Source organism: Streptomyces caelestis (assembly GCF_014205255.1).
In the GTDB taxonomy this organism is placed as follows: domain Bacteria; phylum Actinomycetota; class Actinomycetes; order Streptomycetales; family Streptomycetaceae; genus Streptomyces; species Streptomyces caelestis.
The window spans coordinates 8856460-8879663 of the sequence record NZ_JACHNE010000001.1; the positions used below are offsets into that span (position 1 = coordinate 8856460).

The following is a 23204-nucleotide window of genomic DNA, read 5'->3' on the forward strand; positions in this document are numbered from 1 at the left end:
TTGGGTTTTGGCCCTGCCGCGTCAGCGGCAGGGCCAGACTCGTCATGTGGCGATGGGTGAGTGGGTCGGCGAGATGGTCGGGCCGGACGTGTGGGAGACCTGCCGGGAAGTGATCCCGCAGGGGAGTGTGTTCGCGTTCCTGGCCGAGCATCGTGGCGAGCTGTTCCCGGCTGAGATGTTCACGGACATGTACCCGTCGGCGAACGGACGGCCGAGCATGCCGCCGCAGATCCTGGCCGCCGCGGTCACCTTGCAGGCCCTGCACGGGCTGTCGGATTTCGAGACGGTCCAGGAACTGCGGTGCGACCTGCGGTGGAAGGCCGGATGCGGGCTGGGCCTTCACGACATGGCGTTCGACCCGTCGCTGCTGGCCTACTTCCGCCGTCGGCTGGCCCGTTCCGCCCGTCCCAACCGGATCTTCGAGGCCGTGCGCGAGGTCGTGAAGGCCACCGGCGTACTCAAGGGCAAGCACCGCCGGGCACTGGACTCCACCGTGCTGGACGACGCGGTCGCCACCCAGGACACCGTCACCCAGATCATCGCCGCCGTCCGCGCGGTGATCCGCGAGGTCCCCGGCGCCGACGCGGTCGCCGCTGCCCAGTGCAGCGCGCACGACTACACCGACCCGGGCAAGCCCCGCATCGCCTGGAACGACGAGCAGGCCCGCGCCGAGCTGGTCGACGCGCTGGTCACAGATGCCCTGCGGCTGCTGGGCCACCTGCCCGATGAGCAACTCGGCGAAAGGGCGGCCAACGCGGTGGGCCTCCTGGCCCTGGTCGCCGGCCAGGACGTCGAGCCCGCCGAGGACTCCGACGGCCGGGATGGCCGCTGGCGCATCACCCGGGGCACCGCCCCTGGCCGGATGGTCTCCACCATCGATCCCGAAGCACGCCACGTCCACAAGACCCGCACTCACCAGCAGGACGGCTTCAAGGCCCACCTGGCCGTCGAGCCCGAGACCGGGTTATACACCGCCGTCGCTCTGCGGCCCGGCGCCGGGCCCGAGCACCACGAGGCCGCGGTCGGCCTGGAACTGCTTGCCGACGAGGACACCCCACTCGATGCCTTCGGCGACACCGCCTACTCCACCGGCGATGTCCGCCAGGCCCTCCACGAGGCCGGGCACCGGCTGTTCATCAAGCCCGCCCCGCTGCGGCCTGCCGTCCCCGGCGGCTTCACCCTCGACGACTTCGCCATCGACACCACAGCCGCTGTCGTGACCTGCCCGGCCGGACACACCGTGGCCCTGTCCGGCCCCGGCGGGCAGCACCACCAACGCAAAGCCATTTTCGGGAGCTTATGCACCGGATGCCACCTGCGCGAGCAGTGCACCAAAGCCAGGGCCGGACGCATCCTGACCATCCGGCCCCATCACAACATCCAGACAGCAGCCCGCCACCAGGCCGCAACCGACCCCGGCTGGCAGGCCGACTACCGCCGCTGGCGGCCCCCGGTCGAACGCGCCGTCGCCTGGCTCGTCCACCACGGCAACCGGCGCCTGCGCTACCGCGGCACCATCAAGAACGACACCTGGCTCCACACCCGAGCCGCCGCACTCAACCTCCGCCGACTGATCAACCTCGGACTCACCCACACCAGTGGCACCTGGCACATCGCACCGGCCGGTACATGACCGGAGGGCTGTCCGGCCCGACGGCCGGACAGCCCTCACCAAGATCTTCATCAGCCTTCTAGTAGTGCTTCGTTACGTTGTGTGATCTTCCCTGGTGGTGGGCATCGTTCTGGTATGAGGTTGGGGGAGGTGGAACGGCTCCGGGGTGAGTTAGCGGAGTTCGTTGCCGATGCGTTCGCCTCGCTGCCGCGGCGGGATCAGCGGCGATGGGGTGCGTGTTATCTGCGTGGTCTGATGCTGGACGGCCGGCGGAAATCGATCCAGCCGATGGCCGAGCGGCTGCCGGACGGGAACATGCAGGCCCTGCAGCAGTTCGTGAACCAGTCGCCGTGGGATCCGCTGCCGGTGCGGCGGCGGATCGCCGAGCGGCTGTCCGAGGTGATCACGCCCGAGGTGTGGGTGGTGGACGACGTGTCGTTTCCCAAGTGCGGCACCGCGTCGGTGGGGGTGGCCCGGCAGTACTGCGGGGCGGTCGGGAAACGAGCGAACTGCCAGGTCGCGGTCAGTGTCCATGCCGCCACCGACACCGCGTCCTGCCCGCTGGACTGGCAGTTGTATCTGCCGCGCGAGTGGACGGATACGCCGGAGCGGTGCCGCAGGGCAGGAGTGCCCGACGAGGTGGTGCACCAGGAGAAGTGGCGCCTGGCGCTCGGCCTGCTCGACACGCTCGGCGAGTGGCAGCTGAAGGCGCCGGTCGTGGTCGCCGATGCCGGCTACGGCGTCAGCACCCCGTTCCGGCTCGGTCTTCAACAGCGCGGGCTGTCCTATGTGCTGGCGCTGACCGGGAAGGAAGTCGCCCACCCGGAGAATGCCGAGCCGCACCAGCCCGCTTACGGCGGGCTCGGGCCGCCGACGCTGCCCCGGTATCGCACTGCACCGCGGGCCGTCTCGGTCCTCGCAGCCGAGGCCGGTGCCGGCCGGTTCACCGAGGTGACATGGCGCCAGGGCAGAAAGGGCGCGATGACCTCACGGTTCGCGGTCCTGTCCGTGCGGCCTGCGGGCAAGCAGGCCCTGGCCGCAGCTCAGGAGGCGGGCGGCGGCCGCAACCGGTGGGACGGCGTCCTGCCCACCCAGACGCTCCTGGTCGAATGGCCGGACGGCCAGGGCACTCCGACCGGCTACTGGATATCGAACCTGCCCGCCACCACCCCGGTCGCCGACATGGTGCGGTGGGCGAAGATGCGCTGGCGGATCGAGCACGACTACCGCGAACTCAAGCACGGCCTGGGACTGGACCACTTCGAGGGCCGCACCTGGCGCGGCTGGCACCACCACGTCACCCTCGTCACCGCCGCCCAGGCATTCCTCACCCTCCGGCGGCTCGACCCAAAAGTCCGCACACCGGCCTGACCCTCTACCAGGTCCTCGACCTCCTCCAGGACCTGCTGAGGTGCTGGGCCGGTGAATGCACCACCTGCGGACGCCCCCTACCCACCCCGCGCAGCCGCCGCAGACAGCCCAGAACCTAACGAAGCACTACTAGGACGTGTCCGGCCGATCATGTTGCTGGTTAGGGTGCGAGCGTGTCCAAGACGAGCGTGAGCAACGAGACCAGCAGCATGGTCTGCCTGTGGGTGGAGCCGTGGGGAACGGATCACTGGATTCGTCCGGGTGAAGAGTTCACCGTGGTGACTGAGACGGAGCCGGAGCAGTCGCCGTTCAACGTGGTCGTGCATGATCAGGGAATCACGGTGTGGGTGAACTCGGGGAGTGACGCCGAGGTCTTCGACAAGAACGGCGGCCCGGTGCCGTGTGGGCACCAGCGGCCCGCCGAGGGTGGTCGCTGAGCCGTGTCCGGTCGTCAGCTCCGGAGCCAGCTGGCCAGGGCTGCCGCCATCGCGGTGCCGAGGAAGACGAGGCCGCGTTTGTCGTAGAGAGTGGCCACCGCCCGGGACTGCTCCAGGCGGTTGATCGCTCGTTCAACGGTGTTGCGCTTCTTGTAGCCGTCCTCGTCGAAGCCGGGTGGCCGCCCGCCGCGTGAGCTTTGCACAGGCGAGCGGCCTGGCCGTCAGTCTGCTCCGGAATCGTGTGGTGGGTGCCCCGCCGCCGCAGGTACTCGCGCACCGGTCCGTTGCTGTATGCCTTGTCCGCCGCGAGACTGTCCGGCTGCGCCGCGGTCAACCGGGGTTGCGCGCGGTCATGATCCGGTCGCGCACTTCCTCGGCCCGGAGTTCGTGGAGGTCGGCGGGTCGCGGCGCCGGTGGAGGTACGAGACCGTGCTGGCTCAGGAACGGGCGGTTCCTGAAGGGAGGAAGGCGACGACGGCGGCGGCGATGCAGACCGCCAGGGGGACGGCGAAGGCGAAGTGCGCGCCCAGGGGGAGCAGGGCGGCGACGGCGAAACCGGCCAGCCCGTACCCGGCGCCGTTGGCGGCGTACAGGGCGGAGAACCCGGCGCTCCACGCCGACTCCGGCAGGTCCCGCTGCAGGGTCAGAGAGCGGGCGGTGAGCTGCGGCGCGGCGAACAGCCCCGCCGCCACGATGCTCACCGCGATGACCGGCAGGCTGGGCACCAGCGCCGCCGGCAGCAGGACCAGGCACAGGGCCGCCAGCAGCGCCGCCGCCTGGCGGTGGATCCTGCCAGGCCAGTGCCGCAGCCCGTAGATCAGCCCGCCCACGACGCTGGTGATGGAGTAGCCGGTGAACAGAACCCCGGCGAGCGAGGCGGGGGAACCGGAGGCGTCCAGCACGGGTGGCACCGCGGTATCCAGGACGCCGCCGGCGAAGCCGCCGACCAGGGCCAGTGCGAGTGAGGGCAGGGCCGCGCGCAGCAGGACCGGGCCCAGCGCCAGTCCCGAACGCCGGGCGCCGTCGGCCCCGTAGCCGTCGGACGGTGCCGCCGGCAGGCGCAGCGAGGTCAGTGCCGCGGCGACGGCCAGCACGGCCATGGTGGCCACCGCCAGCCGGGGGTCGCCGACGGCGACCAGCACGGACACGCCGACCGGGGCCACGGTCCAGGCCAGCTCCAGCAGCGTGGTGTCCAGACTCATCGCCGGGTGCAGCAGCGGCGGGTCCATGGTGCGGGCGAGTAACGCTCTGAGCTGTCCGGGCACTCCGGCCCCGATGCCGCCCGCAACGCCCGCCAGGATCACCAGGGCCGCGGCGGGCAGCACGGTGGCGGTGGCGGCCAGCAGGGTGTAGACGGCGGCGCGGACGACCAGCGCCACCCGCACGTAGCGGTGGCCGCGCCACCGGTCGGCGAGCACGCCGAGCCACGGCGCCAGCGCGGCCTCGGTGATGGCGTGGGCGCCGGAGGCCAGTCCGCCGACGGTGAACGATCCCGTCTGATGGCCCAGCAGCACCAGCGCCAGCGGCGCCATCGCGTCGGGGATCCGGCTCAGCAGCGTGGTCAGCGCCCAGGGCCGCCACCCGGGCACCGACATCACCTGCCGGTATCCCGCCGGTCGTGCGGTCACCTCCGTGCCCAACAGGGCCCTCCCTTCCACGAACGCGGCCAGGGCCCGCACCGGCCCCCGTGGGCGCGTCGGGTTCCCCCGTGGACGTCCGTCATGGGTGTCTCACCGCGCGCAGCCAGGCGGCGAGCGCGCCGACCGTCGGGTGGCGGAACACTCGGTCGGCAGCAGGTCCGGCGCCAGCGCACTCATGGCGCGGATCGCCGAAACGAGTCACCGCGCGTGGGTTGAGGTGCCCCCATGTCCCGACCGGCATGGGCATCGTCGTATGCGTGACCGTCGGCCAGGTTGGGGGCGCCGTACGCGCGGGCGTCAGCCCAGGCTGCGGACGGACGTGAAGAGGCAGCGCTGTTCGGGGGTGAGGCGGTGGTGGTCGGTGGTGAAGCGACGTGGCCTCGTAGGTCGGCACCTCGGTCTTCCAGGAACAGTCATGTCGTCACCGCGCGCAAGCGCATTTCGCCGGTGCCGCCTGCACACGAAGCCCCCGGGATTCCCGGGGGCGGTGGGTGTCTCGGTCGGGTTGAAGGGAGTCGGTGACGTGGTGTGGGCGGGACTTCCTTTTGGTCGTCGTCCGGGTGTGTCGTCTCAGCCGCCAGAAGGCTCTCGAGTACTCGATACCGGCCGGGAGGGGACTGGGGCCTGGAAGGTGCCGAGGCCCTGTAGCTGCGGGCTACCGACGCCGGTCGGCGTCGGCAGCCCGCTGACGAAGGTGGTGTCCCACCAGAGACGGTGCCGTCGTCAGGGTTGACAAGGCGGTGACGGCCCCCCGTCCACCGAGTGTCCAGGCAGGCCAGGGCGCCCCCTCCTGATCGGTCAACCTGCGCACACGGACAGGCTCTGCCATCACGCCCCCAGCAGGCGGACCGGACGTCAACGCCCATCCAACCGTCCGGACGACCGACCCGGCGGACCTATGCGGTCAGAGCACTAGGGTGGCGACGGTTCCGGCTCCCACAACGGCGAGGCCATCGGGCCGATCGGCATGATGTGCCGATGCCGGAACCTCCGGCTCAGAAGTGGCCGCCGGCGCCGGAGCTGCTCGGCCGAGTGGTGGCGTGCCGGGTCGACGCCCGGTCACCCGACGGCGACGGCTCCTCGGGCGGGGTGAAGGGGCGTCCTTGGCTGACGTCGGGGAGGGCGAGGGCCGCCTTGCGGGTGGTGTCCTGGGGGCGGTCGCCGGCCGCGGTCACCGGTCCGCCCGCGTGCTGGCGCCGTAGGTGTGCGGGTCGACGGGCTGCTCGGCCTTGGGCAAGAGGGCGACGACGAGCAGGTAGGAGTCGGTGACGAGTTCCCTGGCGAGCTTCTTGTCGATGCCTGTCCCGCCCTCCAGCGTGATCCAGTGTTTCTTGTTCATGTGGTAACCGGGGGTGATGTGGCTGCTGTGTTCCCGGAGAGCGTGGGCCTCGCCGGGGTCCGCCTTGAGGATCACGACGGGGCGTCCGGGGACCTCGGTCATCAGCATGAACACCTTGCCTCGTACCTTGTAGACCTCCCAGTCCGGGCCGAAGGGATGCTCCAGCTGGGCTCCGGGGAGTTCCTCCGCGCACTCGGCGGCGAATGTCTGCAGGGTCGATCCGTTCATGAGTGTTTCCTTCCTCTGGTGGTGGCGGGCAGGGGCGTCGGCCAAGGGACGCGGACGGCACGCCCCATCCTTTTCCCTGAAGCGGGCAATCGGGCGGTACGCTGCGGACACGTGATGGTCGACAAGCGACACCCCATGCGTTCTCCACGCGTCGGACGCAGCGGGCAGGCCGTGCAGGCCGCGGTTCCGCTGTACGGTTTCCAGCCCCCGGTCGGCACTCCGTACGGCCTTGAGGTGAGCACCGTCGAGGACTTCTTCGCCGAGCACGACGACTGGCCGTGGAATCCGCCCCGTCCAGGCCGCGCCACCTTCCACTACCTGATCCTCGTGACCGAGGGTGAGCTGCTCCACGATGTCGACCACGTCACGCGGACCGTTGCCTGCGGCCAGTGGCTGTGGGTGCGCCCCGGGCACGCGCAGTGCTGGCATCCGCCGGGCGCCGCCCGCGGCTTGTTCATCCTGTTCGAGCCGGACGTGCTGACGTCCGACGCCGCCCGCCTGCTGGCCCCGCTCACCGCGCACGAGGCCCCTGCCGTACTGAGCCCGCACCCCGATGACGCGGCCTGGCTGCGGCAGACGGCGCTCCAGCTCCTGGACGAGCACCGTGCACTGGGGCGGCGCCGGCTCGATGTCCACCACGCCCTGCGGCGCAGCCTCCTCGAATCGCTGCTGCTGCGCCTTGCCAGCTCCCCGGACGTCACCTCCGACGGCGCGTTGGCGGGCGGCACGGGCCGCAGGGACACGTACGCACGGTTTGCGGACGCCCTGGAGCTGCACTTCCGGGAACTGCACCGGGCTGCGGACTATGCCGGGCTGCTCGGCTGTTCGGTTCGCACCCTCAGCCGCGCGGCCCGGGACGTCACCGGCAAGGGGGTGCGTGAGGTCATCGACGAGCGGCGGCTGCTCGAAGCCCGTCGCCTGCTGGGAGGTGCCGGTTGGGACGCCCGGGCCGTGGCCGTCCATCTCGGGTTCACCGATCCCGCGAACTTCGGCCGCTTCTTCCGTGGCCACACCGGTCTCACCCCGGCCGCCTTCGCGGCCCGCGAAGCCAGGACCGGCATGTGAGGCGGGCGCGGCACAAGCTCCCACTCCACCGCCGCCAGGCGATCGCGACGAGCTTGCCCAGCGGCACCGTGACGTCGATGTCCTTGAGGTCGTGCACGCGTGTCCCGTGAACCTTGGTCGCGTCCGGAGCGGGGGCCGGGCCGGGGCCGGCCGCCTCCTTCGATCGCTGCTCACTGGCCGGGGGTGCGTCACCTTGGATTCTCCCGGTCAGGATGCGATCGCGCCTGTCGCGGTCTGGGCGAACGCCCAGTTGGAGTGCACGATGCGCCACTCGCCGTCGATCAGCCGGTACGCCTCGGTGGCGTTCCAGGCGCGCAGCTGCCGCTCGTTGCCGTTGTCGTCGAGCACGTAGGTATTCAGGTTGTAGGCCAGGACGGCGAAGTCACCGCCGTCGCTGACGTGCACGACAGTATTGAGGTACTCGTTGCGCACGATGTGCGGGTTGGAGTAGATCGCCTCGATGTGGGCGACGGCCGCGTCACGGCCGACGACCAAAGCCTTTTCGATCGGGTCGAAGTAGCTGATCTCCTCGGCGTAGTTGTCGAGGTAGCCGCGGCTGTCGCCGACGCTCCACCGCTCGTTGAAGGCCTTCTCCAGTTCCAGGATGGTCTTGCTGATTTCTTCCTTGTTGACGCCCATGACGGCTCCTTTTTCGTGCAGGCCGCCGTCCGCCGGTTCCGGTCGGCGGCGGATGGGTGTGCTTCTCAGTCGTCGAGCAGCACCACGTGCTTGCCCGGCGTCGTGCCGGCCTCGACGTCGGCCTGGGCATCGCGAACCTGCTCCAGGCCGTGGTAGACCTTCGCGACCGGGGCTTTGAGCCGCCCAGCGGCGATGGCTTGCAGCTGCTGCTGGAAGACCTGCTCGGGCAGGTCGGTGGCCCCGCCCGCGTAGCTGGTCAGCCTCACCCCGCTGGGGATCATGAACGGGGTGAAGTCGGGGATCGTCCACTGGCCCGCCAGGGCTCCGGTGAAGCAGACGGTGCCGTGGCGGCGGACGGTGCGGAAGGTGTCGGCGAGGACCGAGCAGCCCACCAGTTCCAGTACGGCGTCGACGCCGTCCGGCATCAGCTCGCGCACCTGGTCGGCGATGGTGCCGTTGTCGACCAGAGGATGGTCGACACCCACGGCCCGCAGTTCCCCGGCCCGGTCCGGGCTGCGGGTGGTGGACAGCACGGTGGCTCCGAGGTCCTTCGCGATCGTGGCCGCGCTCAGCCCGACCGTGGAGGTGCCGCCGCGGATCAGCAGCGTCTGCCCCGCCTGCAGACCGAGGCCCGTGGCGAGGGAGCCGTAGGCGGTCTGGAACATCTCCGGCAGCGCGCCGACCACTTCCCACGGGAGGCCGGTCTCGAACGGGATGGCCTGCCCCGCGGGGACGGTCACGTACTGCGCATACGAGCCGTCGAAGGACCGGCCCATGCCGCCCATCATGGTCGCCACCTGCTGACCCGGGCGCAGCCCGCTGTCCTCGTCGGCCTGGTCGACCACACCGACGCCCTCGATGCCGGGGATCCGCGGGTAGGTGACCTCCGGGTCCGACTCGCCCTTTCGGGTGGTGACCTCGGATTCGTTGACGCCGAACGCCTTCACCTTGATGCGCACCCATCCGGGCTGCGGCTCGGGCATCGGCGCCGTGGTGACCTGAAGAGCATCCAGGCCGCCGGGTTGAGTGACGACGACCGCTCGCATCGCCGCAGAGGCGGCGCCTCCGGACGCTGCACGCTTGTCCATGCCAGTTCCTTACTTTTCGTGTATGGCCCGCAGGGTCGCCACGCTGCGGCCCGCAGCTGGTCGCCGCAGCACCTCTCGATCTTCTGCCGACATCCGGCGAATCGCTCAGTCAGTTGCGGACATCTGATGGTCAATGGGGGACACCCGGTGAGCCCCGCGATCGCAGGGCTTCACCGGGCCCCTCAGCCCGGCCAGGGAAGTCCTGAGCGCCCGCCCCGTCACCCGTTCGGCTCGGCCGGCACCGTTATGGAGTGGTTCGACCAGGAGGGATAGACCCGAGGTGTCCTGGTCAGGCCGCCGGGCGGCGAGGGAGGGGACGCGGGCCTGTCGCCGGTGCTGCGCGCAGCTCGTCGGTGAACCGGGTGAGGGCCTCCTCGGCCGTGGGGACAGGGCCGAACAGCTCGGCCGAAGTACGTCTACATGGCGATCATGTCTCTGAACCTCACCGGCAAGGACAAGCCCGCTGAACCAGCCGCTGGAAGACCGCACGGAACGCCTCGGCATCACCTTTGACGGCCGTCTCTCCGCAGCCCGTCAGTAACCCCAACCGCCCCTGGTTACACCGTCCGTTCTGGCAGACCCTGCTGCCGCTCACACTTGTCGCTGCCGCCCGACGGCTCCGCCGGCTGCGCGCCGCCGATCAGGCCAGGGAGGTGGGCCACCAGGAAGATGACGAGGTTGGAGACGACCGGCAGGACCAGCGAGGCCATTGTCAGCACGACCGCCCCAGTGCCCGCGAAGACGCGTACCGCGGCCTGGAACCACATGGATAGACCCAGCGCTACCAGCAATGAGCTGATGAGGAGCGAAGGGAGCGCCAGAGTGGACCCCGAGGGCCACCAGGCACGCGGCGACCATATTCCGGGTGTTCCGCAGCTGGATCACGCGGAGGGCCGGCGCGATGAACGCGCAGCGCGAACATGCGGGTCGGTTCCTCAGCTCGACGAGCGCGCCGTACTTCGCCGTCGCCCAGGGCTTCGAGGTCCAGCGGGAGCCGGTCGGCAAACGCATCACCGCCCGCATCGCCCTGCCCGACGACCTGGGCGGGGACGTCACCGGACGCCGCCCCCAATAGCAGGCAGCGCTCCCTTGGCCCCGCTGTCGTGCCTGACGGCCTGCCGTGGAAGCGGCGGGCTGCAGGGGGGCGACGTCGGAAGGCTGGAGGTCGGGGCGGGGAGCTGGTAGCCGTCACGTATTCGTGACTGGAGCTATTCCTCTCCTTGCGCATGCTCGGGGCTCCGGTGTCAGTTAGCTGTGCGTCCGTCTGGTCGCGATCGCTGCCAGGGTGCCCAGGGTGAGGCAGGTGGCCATCACGGCTGCCATGGGCGCGGGGCTTTGGGCGCCGAACAGTCCGACCAAGGGGGAGGCGGCTGCGCCGAGGAGGAACTGGCCGCTGCCGAGGAGTGCGGATGTGGCTCCGGGGGCGGCTCGGCCGCGGCTTTGAGCGATGGTGATGACGGCAGGGAAGAAGAGGCCGAATGCGCTGATGCTGATCAGTAGGCAGAGCCAGGTCAGGGGCATGCTGCTACCGGTGGTTGCCTGAATGAGAAGCAGTGCCGCTGCTCCGGCAGTGGCCAGGATGCCGCTGATGATGAGGAGGGCTTCGGGAGACCGGCGCCTGGTCAGGCGCCCGTAGGCGAGGCTTCCGGACATGTTGCCGATGGCGTTGACGCCGTAGACCAGGCTGGAGAGGGCAGGGGAGAGGTGGTAGATGTCCTGGAAGACGAAGGTGGTGCCGGCGATGTAGGCGAAGACGGCGGCTCCGCCGCAGGCGAGCGCCAGCACGGGGGTGACGACGGCGGGCTGTGCGGTTACCCGGCCGATGGCGCGAAGGCTGGTGGCCAGGCCGCCGGTGAGGCGGGCGTCGGGCGGATGGGACTCGGGAACCCAGCGCCATACGCCCACGGCCAGGAGTATGCCCATGAGGGCGAGGACGGCGAAGACATAACGCCAGGGAACGACGAGGAGCAGGGCGCCGCCGGCCAGCGGGGCCAGCACCGGGGCCATGGCGCCGATCGCTCCCAAACGGGAGAACACCGAAGGGAGTTCGCGGTCGTCGAAGAGATCGGTGACGACAGCTCGGGAGACCACGATCCCGGCGGCCCCTGCGACGCCCTGTCCCACCCTCGCCGAGTTCAGCACAGCTACCGTAGGCGCCGCAGCGCACACGACGGAGAAGCCGGCGAACAACAGGGACCCGCCGATGAGGACGGGACGGCGGCCGACCGCGTCGCTGAGCGGACCGAGGGCAAGCTGCCCGGCGATGATGCCGACCAGAAAGCTGGTCAGGGACAGTTGCGCACCGGAGGCGTCGGTTGCCAAGGAGCGGGCCAAGTCGGGCAAGGCGGGGACATACATGTCTGTGGCCAGGGGGCTTACGCCGCTCAGTCCAGCCAGCACCAGCAGCAGGCGAAGACGCTTCGGCTTGACGGCGTACGGGCTGGCTGCCTCGGGCGAGGCCGCGGAACGGGTGGTCATAGCGCGGCGGCCGCCCCTTCTCCAGGATCAGGTGTTCGCGCTCGCGGAGCGGTGTGTCCCGGCGGCGTACCCAGGGAAAAGCCAGGCGGTTCGTGCTGGCCGGCGTCGAGGAGGTCCTCGCCCCTGAGCGTGATCCCGGTCGCCACGCCGGAGACCGGCGGCGTCCATCAACTGGTAGGCCACGGCGCGCAGGTCCTCGTCGTGTGCGGAGGGCTCGACCAGGCGGCGGGTCTTCTCCCACCGGCTGCCGCTGGCGAACCTCAGCCCGCCTCGTTTTGATGTTGCTTATTCGGAGGGTTCGGCGATCAGCGCCGTACCGATCTTGCGGAAGCCGAATCGGGCGTAGACTCGCGCGACATCGTCATCACCTGCAGACAGGAAGACGGTTGCCGCCCCCCGCAATCGGGCGTCGGCCACCAGTGTCGCGGTGACCGCGAGTGCGAGACCGCGACGGCGAGCTGCGGGGAGCGTGCCGACGCCGACGATCTCGCTGACTCCTGCGAGCGGTTGGTGCTGGCCTGCGGACAGCGCGGATCCGTGCTCGACAGCTGCGGCGACCGCCGTTCGACCTGCCCGGATACGCACGATAGCGCGGTCCACCGATCCGTCGGCGATACGAGCGTCGGTCGCTTCCGTCAGTTGCGGTGTTCCCGCGAGACCGACGTGGGTTCCAGGCTCGGCGAAGGCGAGGTGAGGAACGGCCAGGGCGCTGGGCAGTATCGGATCGTCCGCGCCTACGATCCGCACCTCTATGCTGCCTGACCACCCGTCCAGGGAAGCTGCGGGAGTACCGGGATCGAGCACCATCAGCGGATGTTCGTGGACCACGAGTCCCGACTCCTCGACTGCTGACCGCAGCTTGGGCGTGGTCTCGGCGACCCATTCGAAACTCTCCGGGATCCCCAGCTCCCGCTGGCGAGCACGGACCTTCTGCACGTCGGAGGCGTTCAGTGGTCCGGACCATCCCCGTGTGGGACGTGCGTAGAACGGCCAGCCCGGGCCCTCCCGCACGAACAAGGTGAGCGGCCCGTGGTCCTCGACGCGGGCGCCGTGGCGCGGGACCGCGTCGTAGTACTCCTCGAGCCGGTCCAGCAGTGCCCGCTCAGGATGATCGTCAAAATCGGCAGAAGTCACGCCAGGCATCCAAGTAACAGGCCACCAGCGACACCACTTCATTTCGACCCGTCCGCAGGGCTGCTCGGCCGGAATTCGTTCCTGCCCGAACTGGACGCGCTGCATCACGCCTAGGTTCTGTCTCTTTGGTCAGCGTCGCGTACAGATGAGGATGGCGGCGAGGTGGAGTGCGGCCTGGTAGCCGATGGCGAGCTTGTCGCATCCATCTGGAGTCCACGCGCCGCTGACGAGCGCCTACGCTGGATCGTCACCAGGGCGCACGTTGCCTGATGCGGCACTAGCTCAGCGGAACGGTGGGACCGAAGACCATACGCCGACCACTGCTCGGCGCCCCACTCCTCGAACCGCTCCACCTCGGTGAACCCCAGCTTCGCCGCAAGGCGCATCGCGCGGTCGTTGGCGGTCTGGGTGCAGAGCACCACCGGCTCGCCGGGGAGCGCGTCGGCGAACCAGTCGAGTGCCGCTGCGCACGCCTCGGCGGCGTACCCACATCCCCACGCTTCCGGTAGGAACATGTAGCCGAGCTCGGCCTCCCCGGACTCCGGACGAACGTGTCCCGGACGCTCCGCGTCGCGCCGATCGAGAAGCGTGATTGTGCCGATCATCGCTCCGTCGAGAGCGACCACGAAAAGGCCAGGGCGCCGCCCGGGTATCTCGGGCACTGCGCGTTCGAGCTCATCACGCGGTCGGGGCCACCGAGGTAGGTGCGCACCTCTGGTGAGGCGAACAGCTCGATGAACGCCGCACGGTCAGGCCCTCGGACTCGCGGAGTACGAGCCGTTCGGTCCTGATCGGAGCAGGTGGCCAGGCGACGGGCCCGAGCTCGGTCATGGCGGGCAACCTATCGCACGCCCGTGGGGGTGATCCGAAAGGAGAAGTCCCAGCCCGGAGTCCTCCTCTCGCCGAGTCCTGATCGGTGTCGGGGCAGTCGATCTGCGCCCCAGCGTCGAGGAACCCATCTATCTGACTCCCCAAAAGCGGGACGTTCATCCGAGTTCCGAGGGTCCGACCCGCAGGAGTCCGGGAACCCGCGCGTTTCCGGCCGTACCGACGGCAGGGTCTCCATGCTGCTGGCCTTCAACGGCGCCGCCCTCGCCGGCCTGTCCACGCTGGCCATGGTGTCCAGGCGGAAGCCCGCGTCGGTGCATCGGTCGGCGACGACGATGACCTCGTCCGCGGGCCGGGTCTGGAGCACTGGCCGACGGAGGTTACGACATCACCGACTACCGGGCCATCTGCCGAGATCCGCCGGGTCGTACACCGGGCTGTAGTGCTGCACACCGCAGGCGCCTTCCGGACGAGGCTGCCCCACGCACCGTGACCGTCTGGGTCGGCGGCTTACCGGTCGCGGCCGGGTTCGTCTACGGTGCCGGCGACGTCTACTACGAAGGCAACGTCTCCACCACGGCAGCCCCCACACAGGCCCAGCACCTGACTCGCAAGGACTACGTCGACAGCCGTGTCAGCCCCGCCCCCGTCACGCTGACCGACGCCCCCACCATCGCCACCAACGCCGCGCTGGGCAACCACTTCCGCGTCACCCTCCAGGGCAACCGCACACTGGGCACACCCACCAACCCCACCGATGGAAAACGCATCACCTGGGAACTCATCCAGGACGCCACCGGGAACCGCACGCTGACCCGCAGCTCCGCTTTCGTCGTGGGCTCCACGATCCCTCCACCCTGCTCACCACCACGGCGAACAAGCGTGACTTCCTCACCGCGGTCTACAACGCATCCACCGCCAAGTGGTACGTGATCGACTTCGTCAAAGGCAACTGACCGAGTGACCGACGCAGGCCAGCGTCCGGCGCGGTTACCGGTCCTCGGTTCTTGCCTCGCATCGGACCATGCCGCGCCTCAGGCCGCAGCCAGGACTCCCCTCCATGACATGTTTCGGCGAGGGGCGGCATGTCAGTGGCGCATCGGCCATGGACGAACCGTCCGGTCAAGGATCAAGACGGGCACCACGGACCGGGATGGGCAGACCGCGGTCAAGACATCCGATGCAGTTGATCTGCCAAGCGGTGGCGGTTGGCTGTGGTGTCAGTGGGGTGTGACAGCATCCGCCGAATGACGAGTGCACACGCAGGAGGCGGCTTGGAGATGTTCCGGGTCGGCGACTTCCCCATCTACACGTTGACCTTCGTACGGGGGCTGAGTCCTGTCGAGTTGCTCACCCGCATGAGAGTTGACCAGGAAACCCTTGCACTTCGCGACGGGATGGATCTGTCGGACGACTTCGGCGACGACCTTCTCAACGATGAGGAACCCGTCGTCACCACGGGCGTCGATGGAGCATGGACCTGGGCGTGGGAACAGGGTGGTGTGCACGGGCTCGAGGCGCAGATCTTGAGCGCCGTGTCCGTCGGTACCGAGGCCGTTGCCCTGCACTACAACGAGAAGCCGATGTACTGGTTCAAGTACGCCGTCGACGGCGACGTCATCGTCGACTTTCACACGCTCCAGGGGATTGAGCCGACCGGGCAGGACCCGACACGGCTTGATGAGTACATGCGGCCGTTGGGGCTCGTCCCTGGCGAGCAGCCCCCTCTCTATGGCGTCCTGTCGCTTGTTGAGAACGCTTTCGGTATCCGGCTGACGCACCCGGGAGAGGTGGACGATCTGCGTATGAGCGGCCGGTTGAGCCCTTTGCCGGAGTGACTCCTCATGTGACTGGACCGTCCCAGTTCGGTGGAGGGGGCTGTCAAGATGTCGAGCAGCGGCCCTCCGGCCGCGCACCACCAGATTTCCCCGCCCGCCGCCAAGTACCCACAAGCCGCTGCAAGGGTGACGATCGGCGGGGCCGGGAAGGCGGTGGTCTCGTCGTAGGGGACATTCTTGGTGAGGCAGTGGTGGAGATCCGAGGAGGCGGTTGAAGAGGTTGCGTTGGGCGGCGGTGTGCCGTTCTCCGGCTTCGTGTACGTGGGTGCAGCTTCGCTGGTCGGGCGTCCGAGGCTCGCCGGGCGATGGCGCGAGCATGCCAAGCCGCATCCCGCGTCAGTCGTCCCTCCCAGCTCGACACCCAAGGTCTGGAAGCCCACCGGAGTTACGAAGGGAGGAAGTGCTCAACGCCCTGGGGATCCTCCAGCGAGTAGGGCCGGGGTACGGCGGGCAGGCCGCCGTACCTAGCGGCTGCTGCCGAAGAACGTACGGATCTCCGCCCTGCGCAAGCTACCCGGCGACTGGCCGGGGGGGGGCTGCGTACCGGTGGCGTTCGTCTTCACCGGGAGCGCGCCAGCCGGATCCGCGCGCCTGGAGCAGGCCGCCCGCGCGTACTTCGCCAGCGCCCCCTACCTGGGGATAGAGGCGGGCATTACGGCCGTCGACTACCACCAGGCGGTGCCCGTGGCCGTCACCGAGCTGGAGCGGCTCACCGCCGACCCGGCCGGCGCCGGGGGCGCGGTGTGGCGCAGGCTCGGGCGCGGTGAGTGGCAGACCCTGACCCAGGCCTTGGACAACCCCGACGGCGACCGGCTGTACGCGGTGCAGCGAGAGCACGCCCGGCGGACGTCGGGCCGAGCGCGAGGCCGCCGAAGCGGGAGGCGCAGCTGCCGGTGTGCGCCCGCTGCGGAGCGAAGTTCACCGACGACCGCTGGGCGCAGATGTGCGGGCCGTGCGCGGACACGGCGAGCGCTCGGGCCGAAGCCGAACGGGGCGCGCGACGCCAGGCGGAGGAAGCTGCTACCCGCGCGGCGACCGAACGCCCGGCGCCCAAGAGCCGCGGCGTGTTCGGGATCGGGCCGCGCCGGTAGCCGCTGGGCAAGCCCAAGGGCAGCCCGGGCAAGCCGTCCCGGACGGCGGCTTGCCCACCGCCCCGAGGCTCGCGAGAGGAAAGCCTCACAACCGAGGGCCGCTGCCCGGACCGCGTTGTCGGTGGTGGCTGGAAGGCTGGTCGGCATGAACGGAGATGAGCAGCTGCTACGCGGCCGGGTCTACGGCCACGACCACGACGACCCCAACCCGGGCCCGCTCCCGCACCAGACGTACGCCGCGCTGATAGGCGGGCCGCTGGACGGACTGCTGTTGGACATCACAGGCTGGCGGCCGGAGGAAGTCGACGACGGCGCGGCCCTGCCCACCGAGCTCGGGCAGTTCCCTGGTGGTCGGTCGCTGTACGACCCGCGCCCCGGCGAACCGCGCAAGCCTGGCCCGGGCGTGAGCTGCCGCTTCCACTACTCCGGCGACACGCCCTGACACAGCCCCGACCATCAGTCCGACCACGGCAGGTCTGCGCGCTGCTCACCCGCCACCGGCTTGCTTCGGCTTGCCCTCGGTCAGCTGGCTGGCGGTGTTCTCGATCCACAGCAGCGTCCACTCGACTCCGGCCTGCCATCCGGGCTCCGCGCTGGCATACCGGCCTTCGGCGTCGGCCCGGATCCTGGCAGCGGGGCTGCGCAGCTCCCTCTGGGAATCTCTCCCGTAGGGCCAAGTCCATGGCCTGGCGCATCTCGTCAGTAATGTCACCGGGTCGGAGCTCGCTCATCGCGCCACCTTGGACGACCGCCCCCACCGCTGGCCAGACCGACCCCGACCACGGCTGGTCAGCGGGACGCGGCCGGGGCCCGCAGCGCTACGAGCCCGGCTCCTGGCGCAGGTCCAGGAAGAACCGCAGCCGTACACCGGGCTCGCCGGGCTCCCGAGTCGTGCGGTCCGCCGGTGCGATGGCGCACCGTGCGGCGAGCAGCTCCTGGACCGCGAGCGCGGTTTCATCATCAGCGGCCGCGACCTCCACCACGGCCAGGCCCGGCTATGCCACATGCGTGTCAGCGATCTGCCTCATGCCTGGCACTACGCGCCGGCGTCCGCAGAAGTTCTCCGATCCCGGCGTGTTCACCCGACCGAGTAGGGCCCCGGCCATTTGCGCGGCCGGCGCCCGGACGTCTTCTTGGCCGCGGCCTTGTTCGTGGTCTTCTTCGCCGCTGGCGAGGAACTCAGAGGGGACCAGGCGCTCCGTGAGAGGTGACGATGTGAGGGAGGGACCCCGAGGCCCGAGGTGCGGCGTCGGGGTCAGGGGGGAGGTGAAGGTCCGTCACTGCTCCTGCGCGGAAGGCGGCCAGGCAGGCGCACGACCCGGTGTGCACCCGCCCGCCGCGCCACGCCCGCCGCGTGATGTCGAGGCCGCTACTTGCGCACGCCGGTCGCGCTGAACTCCTGTACGCCGACCTTTCCGTTCTGGTTGCTGTTGCGCACGTAGAGCCGGATGTTGGTGGTGGCGAGGTCGGCCGGCGGTCGGTAGACGACCGGCGCCGTCGTGTTGATCGCCTGGTAGGGCATGATGTCGATCCAGGCGTTCTGGCCGGCGCTCCACCGCTGCACCTTCCAGTGGGTGGTCATCCAGGTGCAGCAGTTGTCCTGCTGGATGGTGAAGGCGAACTGCTCGTAGTCGGCGCCGAGGTCGAACTGCACCCAGGACTCGTTCACGTTGGAGCTGGCCTCGGCGGTGTCGGTGACGCCGTCCCAAAGCTTGCCGAGGTCGCTGTTCCAGGCACTGCGCTGCGACACGGTGGAGTGGTCGGCCAGGTTCTCCCTGGGCACCTTCCAGCGCAGCCCGGCGTACGCCGGTTCCAGGCCCGCCTGGTTCATGATGGTCCGCGCCTCGGCCGGCCACGCCCCATCTGTCACCACGTGCGGTCGCCCGTCGCCGTCGTAGATGGCCCCGCCGAGCCAGTTGTCGGCGAAGTCGGTGTAGTTGTGCGACGCGTACACCGACAGGGGCTGGCGGTAACGCGGGGAGAAGTCGAACCGCCCGCCCTGCCCGACGTTGTAGTCCCAGCGGGTCTGGTGACTCTGGTTGTCGCTGTAGTAGTTCGCGGTCGACGTCGAGTGGTGCACGTGGTTGTGGCTGACCACGCTGCCCGGCCACGACCCGAACGAGTAGACGGCCCCCGAGTCGTGCACCCCCCAGGACACCTTGGACGTGGCGTTGTACACCTCGTTGTGGCTGAACGTCGTCTTGCCGATCCCGTCCGCCCCGTCGAGGAGGCTGTGCTCCTCCGCCTTGCGCTGATGGAAGCCCATGTACGCGGTGTCGTGGACGAGGTTGTGGGTGACCGCCACGTTGTAGGTGTTCATCAGGCTGATCCCGGTCGCCGGGAAGAAGTCGTCACCGATGTCGGTCACGACGTTGTTGCTGATCGTCACGTTCCTGGTGCGCCGGGCGCCGTCGACGTGTACGTCCATCCACCGGCCGGCGATGACCCCGGCGGCGGTCAGGTTGTGGAAGAGGTTGCCGGTGACGGTGACGTCCTCGGCTCCGGTCAGCAGCTGCAGTCCGCCGCTGCCCATCTTGCGCACGGTGTTGTTGGTGAAGGTGATGCCGCGGGTGTTGGTCAGCTTGATCTGACCGGGCACCTCGCCGCCGTAGCCGTCGTGGTTCGGATCCTTGAAGGGGTCGTCCGCGTATTGCGCCTCCGCTTGCGAGCCGCCGATGAACCGGTCGCGAGGCAGCAGCCAGTTGCCGTGCTCGAACGTGATGCCGTCGAACGCGATCGCGCTCGCCTTCGCGGACGGGCTGGACCCGGCCACGTTCACCAGCGTCTCCACCACCGGCACGTACGCCCCGGCCTGGTTGACATCCTCTCCCGCCCGCGGGTGGTAGTACACCTTGTTCGTCGCCCGGTTCAGGTACCACTCGCCGGGGGAGTCCAGCTCCTCGAACGCGTTGAGCACGTAGAACGTGTCGTCGTAGTCCAGCGAGAAGCCGTCGTCGCGGTTCAGCCGCGCCTGGAAGTGCGGCTGTGCCAGGCGCACCCGCTTGTTGGCGCCGCTCGCGCTGATGTCCACGACGGGGAAGTAGTCGATCTTGAAGCCGATCGCGATGTGCAGCAGCCGAATGTCGCGGACGTTGGTGTACGCCGGAACGCCGGCCGCCGGGAACTGCACGCCGTCGTAGGAGCGGGTCGGCCGCTCCGGGTTGGCCGGCGGGTTGGGGATCGATGCCTCATCGAAGAAGCCGCTGCCCACGATGGCCTTGCCCATCGCCAGCTGAGCCCGCCGGCCGCCGACGTAGAGCTGCCGGAAGTAGTCGGCGTAGCCCGCCGACTCCGGCACGTCGGCCACGAAGTAAGGCCGGTCGGTTACCCGCTTCCAGCCCGTGACGGCCTTACCACCGTCAATGATGGGCGTCTCACCCGGATACGCCTGGTAGACGACCTTGAACCCGTTGGAACCCGAGTCCGCCTCGGCCAGGTTGAAGGTGGCCGTCCGGGTATGCCGGCCCCCGCGCAGGCAGACGCGGAGGTCGGCCCGCATGTCCTTGTTGAGCCCGTGCTGTCGGATGTGGTCCCGCGCCCGTTCTAAGGTCGCCCAGGGGCGATCCGGTGAGGTTCCGGCGTTACCGTCGCTGCCCGACGCGGAGACGTAGAAGGTGCACGCTGCTGCCGCCTCCGCCGTACCACTGACCACCAGCCCAGCAGCCAGCGCGACCGCCGCCAAGGCGCCCGCGGCCACTCTGTGTTTGCTCATCACTTCACTTTCGACTTGTGTAGGGGACAGGGTGCACGCAGATAGCGGTCGCGCGGTGCGGCGCGGCTCACCACTCGCATCCCGGAAACGCCCGAGAAACGGGACTACGTCGAGGGCAGAGCGTAAGCATTGGAACCTTGACGGTCCAGAGTTATCCCCGTAACCCAAGACGCTCCCCGAAACGAGCCACTTCCAGGAGCTGCTTGCCCCACTCGACCTGACCGGCAGGTGGTGACCTTCGACGCTCTACACACTGGGCGCGCGAACCTGGACTGGCATGTGCTCTTCTGGGTCTTCCTCGTAGGCGGCTTGACCGCGCGCTATGCCGCTGGCCGGCGGACGGACCATCGGCGGCGCGCTGCTGCTGTGCGTCCCGCTGATCGACGTCGTGCTGCTGGGGGGCCACCGTGCTCAGTATCCGGGACGGTGCTGAGCCAGCGGTCTGGCACGGCCTGTCGGCGGCCTACCTCGGAATCACCGCGGTCTACGGCCACCGCACCGTCCGCTGGGCCGATGCGAAGTTCGCCCGCCGCTTCAGCGGAGCCGCCGTCCCACCGCGCCCGGAGCGCTACGGCCGCGCGGCTGTCGCGGATGCCTGGAAGTCCTGGGTCAGGTTCCTGCTGGCTTACGCGATCAGCGTCGGCCTGATCTTCGGCTTGGTGGTGCTGGTCGCCACCCTCGACAAGGGCGCTCCGCTACTCGTGTGGCTCAACCCTCTCACCAAAGTCCCTATTTACAGCCTGATCTGGCCCATATTGATCACCATCTGGCCTGACAAGGCACCAGAGCCAGCGAAGGAGAACCAGTGACCGGGGAGCCCCGCCGGCCACCGGCTGGGCACATACCCGGTGACCGCGACCACCGACTCCCGCCACTGCGGCTGCAGTACTAAAGCCGGAATCGGCGGCGGGAACCTCTTAGCGGTTCAGGGCGTCTGATCACGAGAAAGCGATCACAGGGTGTATACGGGGGTGGTGGGTATGGCGATCACACTGGCCGAGGAGATCATGCTGCTGTCACTGGACGATGAGTCCGGGTCGGCGAAGCAGCGGCAAGCCGCTGGGTGGGCGGTGTCGGGAGGGATCCTGCTCGAACTGGTCCTGGCCGGGCGGGTGTCCGTTGCAGGCAAGCACCTCGAACTGACAGACACGACGCCGACCGGGGACCAGTTACTCGACAGCCGGACGGCACTGATTGAGACGTGGCTGCGCGGTCGCAAGAAGCGACGGGTGACGGAGTGGCTGACAAAGGACCACGCCAAGGCCGTCGGTGCGGCTCTGGAGAGCCTGTGCAAGCGCGGAGTGGTCGTGGAGGAGAAGCACAGGGCACTCGGCGTGTTTCCGATACGCCGCTATCCCGAGGCCGACGGCGCCGTCGAGGCTGAGTTGCGGGAACGGCTCCGCGCCGTCGTACTGGATGGCGCCGAGCCGGACACACGGACAGCGGGCCTCATCGCACTGATCCACTCCGCCGAGCTGCACCGCCTGGCCTTTCCCGACCGCCCGCGCAAGCAGGTCGCCGCAAGGATGGGGGAGGTGGCCGCCGGGCAATGGGCGGCCGAGAGCGTCCGCGCTGCCATCCGCGACATGCAGGCAGCTATGGTCGCAGTCACCGTAGTCACGGCCGCCACGGCCGGGAGTTAAGCCATTCCATCCGGATCATCGGGCGGACCGGATGAAGATGCCTGCATGTGGAGTCCGGCGAGGTAGATGGTCGCAATCTTTTCGTAGCGGGTGGCGATGCCGTTGCGGGGCCGCCCGCGCCGACGGGGAACTTCGTACTCAGCTCGCCGCAGGGCCTGCTGATCGCATGATCGTGCGGCTCGCCGACCCCTGATGGAAGACGTCGGCGTCACCACCACGATGGGCGGGAGCGAGTTCCTGGAGGCGATGGCGCGCTCCAAGCAGGTCGACCCGACGATGGCGCTGCCGGAGAAGGCGATCAAGGCGACCGTGAAGGGCGGCAAGGCAAACTGCGGCAGCGCAACCGGGGCCAGGTGCCGTACTACGAGCCGTGGCCGGCGCTCAAGCGGGCAACATGGCGCCCCGACATCCGGGCCGCCGTGCTCGCCAACCAGCGGGTCGGCATCCACCGCAAGCTGATGAAGGCCGCCGTCGCGGCCGACCTCTACCCCGTCGCGATCGGCACGGGCTGCATCGTCCACCCCTCCACCGGCCCCAGCCCGCTGGACGTCCTGCCGTACACGGACGAGGGCAAGCCCGCGCCGGGCACGACCGACGACGCCCGGATCCGCGACATCACCCAGGCCCTGCCGCCGCGCCGGGCGGACCGGCTGTTCACCGCCCGCGAGCGGGGTGCCAAGGAGCGGCAGCTCCAGCGCATCGCGGCTGGGGGCCTGGCGGAGATGTACTTCCGGAACAACAACACCCGCGCTCACGGTCTGGGCGTGGAGTTCACCGACGTGGAGCACGTCGAGATCGGACTGCGATGTGCTCGAACGTGCGGGCCTCCTTGGAAGAGCGAGAGGCCGAGCTGGCAGCCGCCCGAGAAGCCAACCGTCAACTGACCCGGGCCCTCAACCAGCGCGAGTGAACAGGTCCTGCCACGGCGCCCCCGAACGACGTGCGGTGGCAGCAGGGATGTGATGCCGCTCCGGAGGCCACAGCCTGATCCCCTCCGGAGACCGGCCACGACGCTGCGCTTGTATGAGACCGTCGGCCTGCTGCACTCACATGTCGCGGCC

Annotated in this window: 21 protein-coding genes and 2 pseudogenes; 11 read left to right on the plus strand and 12 right to left on the minus strand. The window is 69.5% G+C overall.

All coding sequences use genetic code 11. The features are described from left to right. Positions 1 to 52: 52 nt before the first annotated feature. From HDA41_RS40145 to HDA41_RS40155, 3 genes are all read left to right on the plus strand, one after another. Complete coding sequence (locus HDA41_RS40145; RefSeq protein ID WP_184994142.1) at positions 53 to 1633, plus strand: IS1182 family transposase; 1581 nt, start codon at positions 53 to 55, stop codon at positions 1631 to 1633. A gap of 114 nt (positions 1634 to 1747) precedes the next feature. Next, positions 1748 to 2983, plus strand: coding sequence for an IS701 family transposase (locus HDA41_RS40150; RefSeq protein WP_184979534.1), 1236 nt, complete (start codon positions 1748 to 1750; stop codon positions 2981 to 2983). 173 nt (positions 2984 to 3156) lie between these two features. Then, on the plus strand, positions 3157 to 3420 hold the full coding sequence (locus HDA41_RS40155) for a hypothetical protein (protein WP_184992923.1): 264 nt from the start codon (positions 3157 to 3159) through the stop codon (positions 3418 to 3420). A gap of 14 nt (positions 3421 to 3434) precedes the next feature. Here the strand turns inward: HDA41_RS40155 and HDA41_RS40160 are convergent, their stop codons facing one another. The 4 genes from HDA41_RS40160 to HDA41_RS40175 form a co-directional block, all read right to left on the minus strand. Further along, complete coding sequence (locus HDA41_RS40160) at positions 3435 to 3623, minus strand: transposase (protein WP_184992925.1); 189 nt, start codon at positions 3621 to 3623, stop codon at positions 3435 to 3437. Between the two features lie 234 nt (positions 3624 to 3857). Beyond that, positions 3858 to 5060, minus strand: coding sequence for an MFS transporter (locus HDA41_RS40165; RefSeq protein ID WP_184992927.1), 1203 nt, complete (start codon positions 5058 to 5060; stop codon positions 3858 to 3860). 995 nt (positions 5061 to 6055) lie between these two features. Beyond that, the gene (locus HDA41_RS42140; RefSeq protein ID WP_184992929.1) at positions 6056 to 6235 is read right to left on the minus strand and encodes a hypothetical protein; all 180 of its coding nucleotides are present in this window, start codon (positions 6233 to 6235) and stop codon (positions 6056 to 6058) included. Continuing rightward, positions 6232 to 6627, minus strand: coding sequence for an MmcQ/YjbR family DNA-binding protein (locus tag HDA41_RS40175; RefSeq protein WP_184992931.1), 396 nt, complete (start codon positions 6625 to 6627; stop codon positions 6232 to 6234). Before HDA41_RS40175 ends, HDA41_RS42140 begins: the two co-directional genes overlap by 4 nt. Positions 6628 to 6738: 111 nt before the next feature. Here HDA41_RS40175 and HDA41_RS40180 point away from each other — a divergent pair, with 111 nt between their 5' ends. Continuing rightward, positions 6739 to 7692 carry a helix-turn-helix domain-containing protein gene (locus tag HDA41_RS40180; protein WP_376706843.1) on the plus strand — a complete coding sequence of 318 codons (954 nt, stop codon included), beginning with the start codon at positions 6739 to 6741 and terminating at the stop codon, positions 7690 to 7692. A gap of 207 nt (positions 7693 to 7899) precedes the next feature. Here the strand turns inward: HDA41_RS40180 and HDA41_RS40185 are convergent, their stop codons facing one another. The 3 genes from HDA41_RS40185 to HDA41_RS40195 form a co-directional block, all read right to left on the minus strand. Then, a complete protein-coding gene (locus HDA41_RS40185; RefSeq protein ID WP_184992933.1) occupies positions 7900 to 8331 on the minus strand; it encodes a YybH family protein in 432 nt (143 codons plus the stop codon). 65 nt (positions 8332 to 8396) lie between these two features. Beyond that, entirely contained in the window at positions 8397 to 9377 is a 981-nt protein-coding gene (locus HDA41_RS40190; protein ID WP_184994146.1) for an alcohol dehydrogenase catalytic domain-containing protein, read from the minus strand. A gap of 599 nt (positions 9378 to 9976) precedes the next feature. Further along, the gene (locus HDA41_RS40195; protein ID WP_376706876.1) at positions 9977 to 10279 is read right to left on the minus strand and encodes a DUF6114 domain-containing protein; all 303 of its coding nucleotides are present in this window, start codon (positions 10277 to 10279) and stop codon (positions 9977 to 9979) included. Between the two features lie 101 nt (positions 10280 to 10380). On the opposite strand from HDA41_RS40195, the pseudogene HDA41_RS40200 reads away from it, so the two are divergent. Next, positions 10381 to 10494, plus strand: a pseudogene (locus HDA41_RS40200) (ATP-binding protein); the annotation flags it as partial. 173 nt (positions 10495 to 10667) lie between these two features. Here the strand turns inward: HDA41_RS40200 and HDA41_RS40205 are convergent. The 3 genes and pseudogenes from HDA41_RS40205 to HDA41_RS40215 all read right to left on the minus strand — a co-directional run. After that, complete coding sequence (locus tag HDA41_RS40205) at positions 10668 to 11897, minus strand: multidrug effflux MFS transporter (RefSeq protein WP_184992937.1); 1230 nt, start codon at positions 11895 to 11897, stop codon at positions 10668 to 10670. A 285-nt stretch (positions 11898 to 12182) separates the two neighbouring features. After that, on the minus strand, positions 12183 to 13136 hold the full coding sequence (locus tag HDA41_RS40210; protein WP_311772192.1) for a GNAT family N-acetyltransferase: 954 nt from the start codon (positions 13134 to 13136) through the stop codon (positions 12183 to 12185). A 191-nt stretch (positions 13137 to 13327) separates the two neighbouring features. Beyond that, positions 13328 to 13862 (minus strand): annotated as a pseudogene (locus tag HDA41_RS40215) (GNAT family N-acetyltransferase); the annotation flags it as partial. Between the two features lie 486 nt (positions 13863 to 14348). Between HDA41_RS40215 and HDA41_RS40220 the strand changes: the two are divergent. The 3 genes from HDA41_RS40220 to HDA41_RS40230 all read left to right on the plus strand — a co-directional run bounded on the left by HDA41_RS40220 (position 14349) and on the right by HDA41_RS40230 (position 17230). Next, a complete protein-coding gene (locus HDA41_RS40220) occupies positions 14349 to 14792 on the plus strand; it encodes a hypothetical protein (protein ID WP_184992939.1) in 444 nt (147 codons plus the stop codon). A gap of 347 nt (positions 14793 to 15139) precedes the next feature. After that, a complete protein-coding gene (locus tag HDA41_RS40225; RefSeq protein ID WP_230299874.1) occupies positions 15140 to 15697 on the plus strand; it encodes a DUF6461 domain-containing protein in 558 nt (185 codons plus the stop codon). Between the two features lie 1236 nt (positions 15698 to 16933). After that, positions 16934 to 17230, plus strand: coding sequence for a hypothetical protein (locus tag HDA41_RS40230; RefSeq protein ID WP_184992941.1), 297 nt, complete (start codon positions 16934 to 16936; stop codon positions 17228 to 17230). A gap of 376 nt (positions 17231 to 17606) precedes the next feature. On the opposite strand, the gene HDA41_RS40235 is transcribed toward HDA41_RS40230, so the two are convergent. Further along, a complete protein-coding gene (locus HDA41_RS40235; protein WP_230299871.1) occupies positions 17607 to 17771 on the minus strand; it encodes a DUF6207 family protein in 165 nt (54 codons plus the stop codon). A 386-nt stretch (positions 17772 to 18157) separates the two neighbouring features. Next, entirely contained in the window at positions 18158 to 20500 is a 2343-nt protein-coding gene (locus tag HDA41_RS40240; RefSeq protein WP_184992943.1) for a right-handed parallel beta-helix repeat-containing protein, read from the minus strand. Between the two features lie 407 nt (positions 20501 to 20907). Between HDA41_RS40240 and HDA41_RS40245 the strand changes: the two genes are divergently transcribed. The 3 genes from HDA41_RS40245 (at position 20908) to tpg (ending at position 23027) form a co-directional block, all read left to right on the plus strand. Then, positions 20908 to 21309, plus strand: a complete 402-nt coding sequence (locus HDA41_RS40245) for a hypothetical protein (protein ID WP_184992945.1) — start codon at positions 20908 to 20910, stop codon at positions 21307 to 21309. Between the two features lie 171 nt (positions 21310 to 21480). Next, a complete protein-coding gene (locus HDA41_RS40250) occupies positions 21481 to 22143 on the plus strand; it encodes a GOLPH3/VPS74 family protein (RefSeq protein WP_184992947.1) in 663 nt (220 codons plus the stop codon). A 353-nt stretch (positions 22144 to 22496) separates the two neighbouring features. Beyond that, positions 22497 to 23027 (plus strand): telomere-protecting terminal protein Tpg, encoded by a 531-nt coding sequence (tpg, locus tag HDA41_RS42540; protein ID WP_230299852.1) that lies wholly within the window; start codon positions 22497 to 22499, stop codon positions 23025 to 23027. Positions 23028 to 23204: the final 177 nt, after the last annotated feature.

Coding starts and splice junctions, on each gene's coding strand:
- HDA41_RS40145 (WP_184994142.1), top strand. CDS start 53: ATGGGTGAGTGGGTCGGCGAGATGGTCGGGCCGGACGTGTGGGAGACC.
- HDA41_RS40150 (WP_184979534.1), top strand. CDS start 1,748: ATGAGGTTGGGGGAGGTGGAACGGCTCCGGGGTGAGTTAGCGGAGTTC.
- HDA41_RS40175 (WP_184992931.1), bottom strand. CDS start 6,627: ATGAACGGATCGACCCTGCAGACATTCGCCGCCGAGTGCGCGGAGGAA.
- HDA41_RS40185 (WP_184992933.1), bottom strand. CDS start 8,331: ATGGGCGTCAACAAGGAAGAAATCAGCAAGACCATCCTGGAACTGGAG.
- HDA41_RS40190 (WP_184994146.1), bottom strand. CDS start 9,377: ATGCGAGCGGTCGTCGTCACTCAACCCGGCGGCCTGGATGCTCTTCAG.
- HDA41_RS40205 (WP_184992937.1), bottom strand. CDS start 11,897: ATGACCACCCGTTCCGCGGCCTCGCCCGAGGCAGCCAGCCCGTACGCC.
- HDA41_RS40210 (WP_311772192.1), bottom strand. CDS start 13,136: ATGCAGCGCGTCCAGTTCGGGCAGGAACGAATTCCGGCCGAGCAGCCC.
- HDA41_RS40225 (WP_230299874.1), top strand. CDS start 15,140: ATGTTCCGGGTCGGCGACTTCCCCATCTACACGTTGACCTTCGTACGG.
- HDA41_RS40230 (WP_184992941.1), top strand. CDS start 16,934: ATGAACGGAGATGAGCAGCTGCTACGCGGCCGGGTCTACGGCCACGAC.
- HDA41_RS40240 (WP_184992943.1), bottom strand. CDS start 20,500: ATGAGCAAACACAGAGTGGCCGCGGGCGCCTTGGCGGCGGTCGCGCTG.
- HDA41_RS40250 (WP_184992947.1), top strand. CDS start 21,481: ATGGCGATCACACTGGCCGAGGAGATCATGCTGCTGTCACTGGACGAT.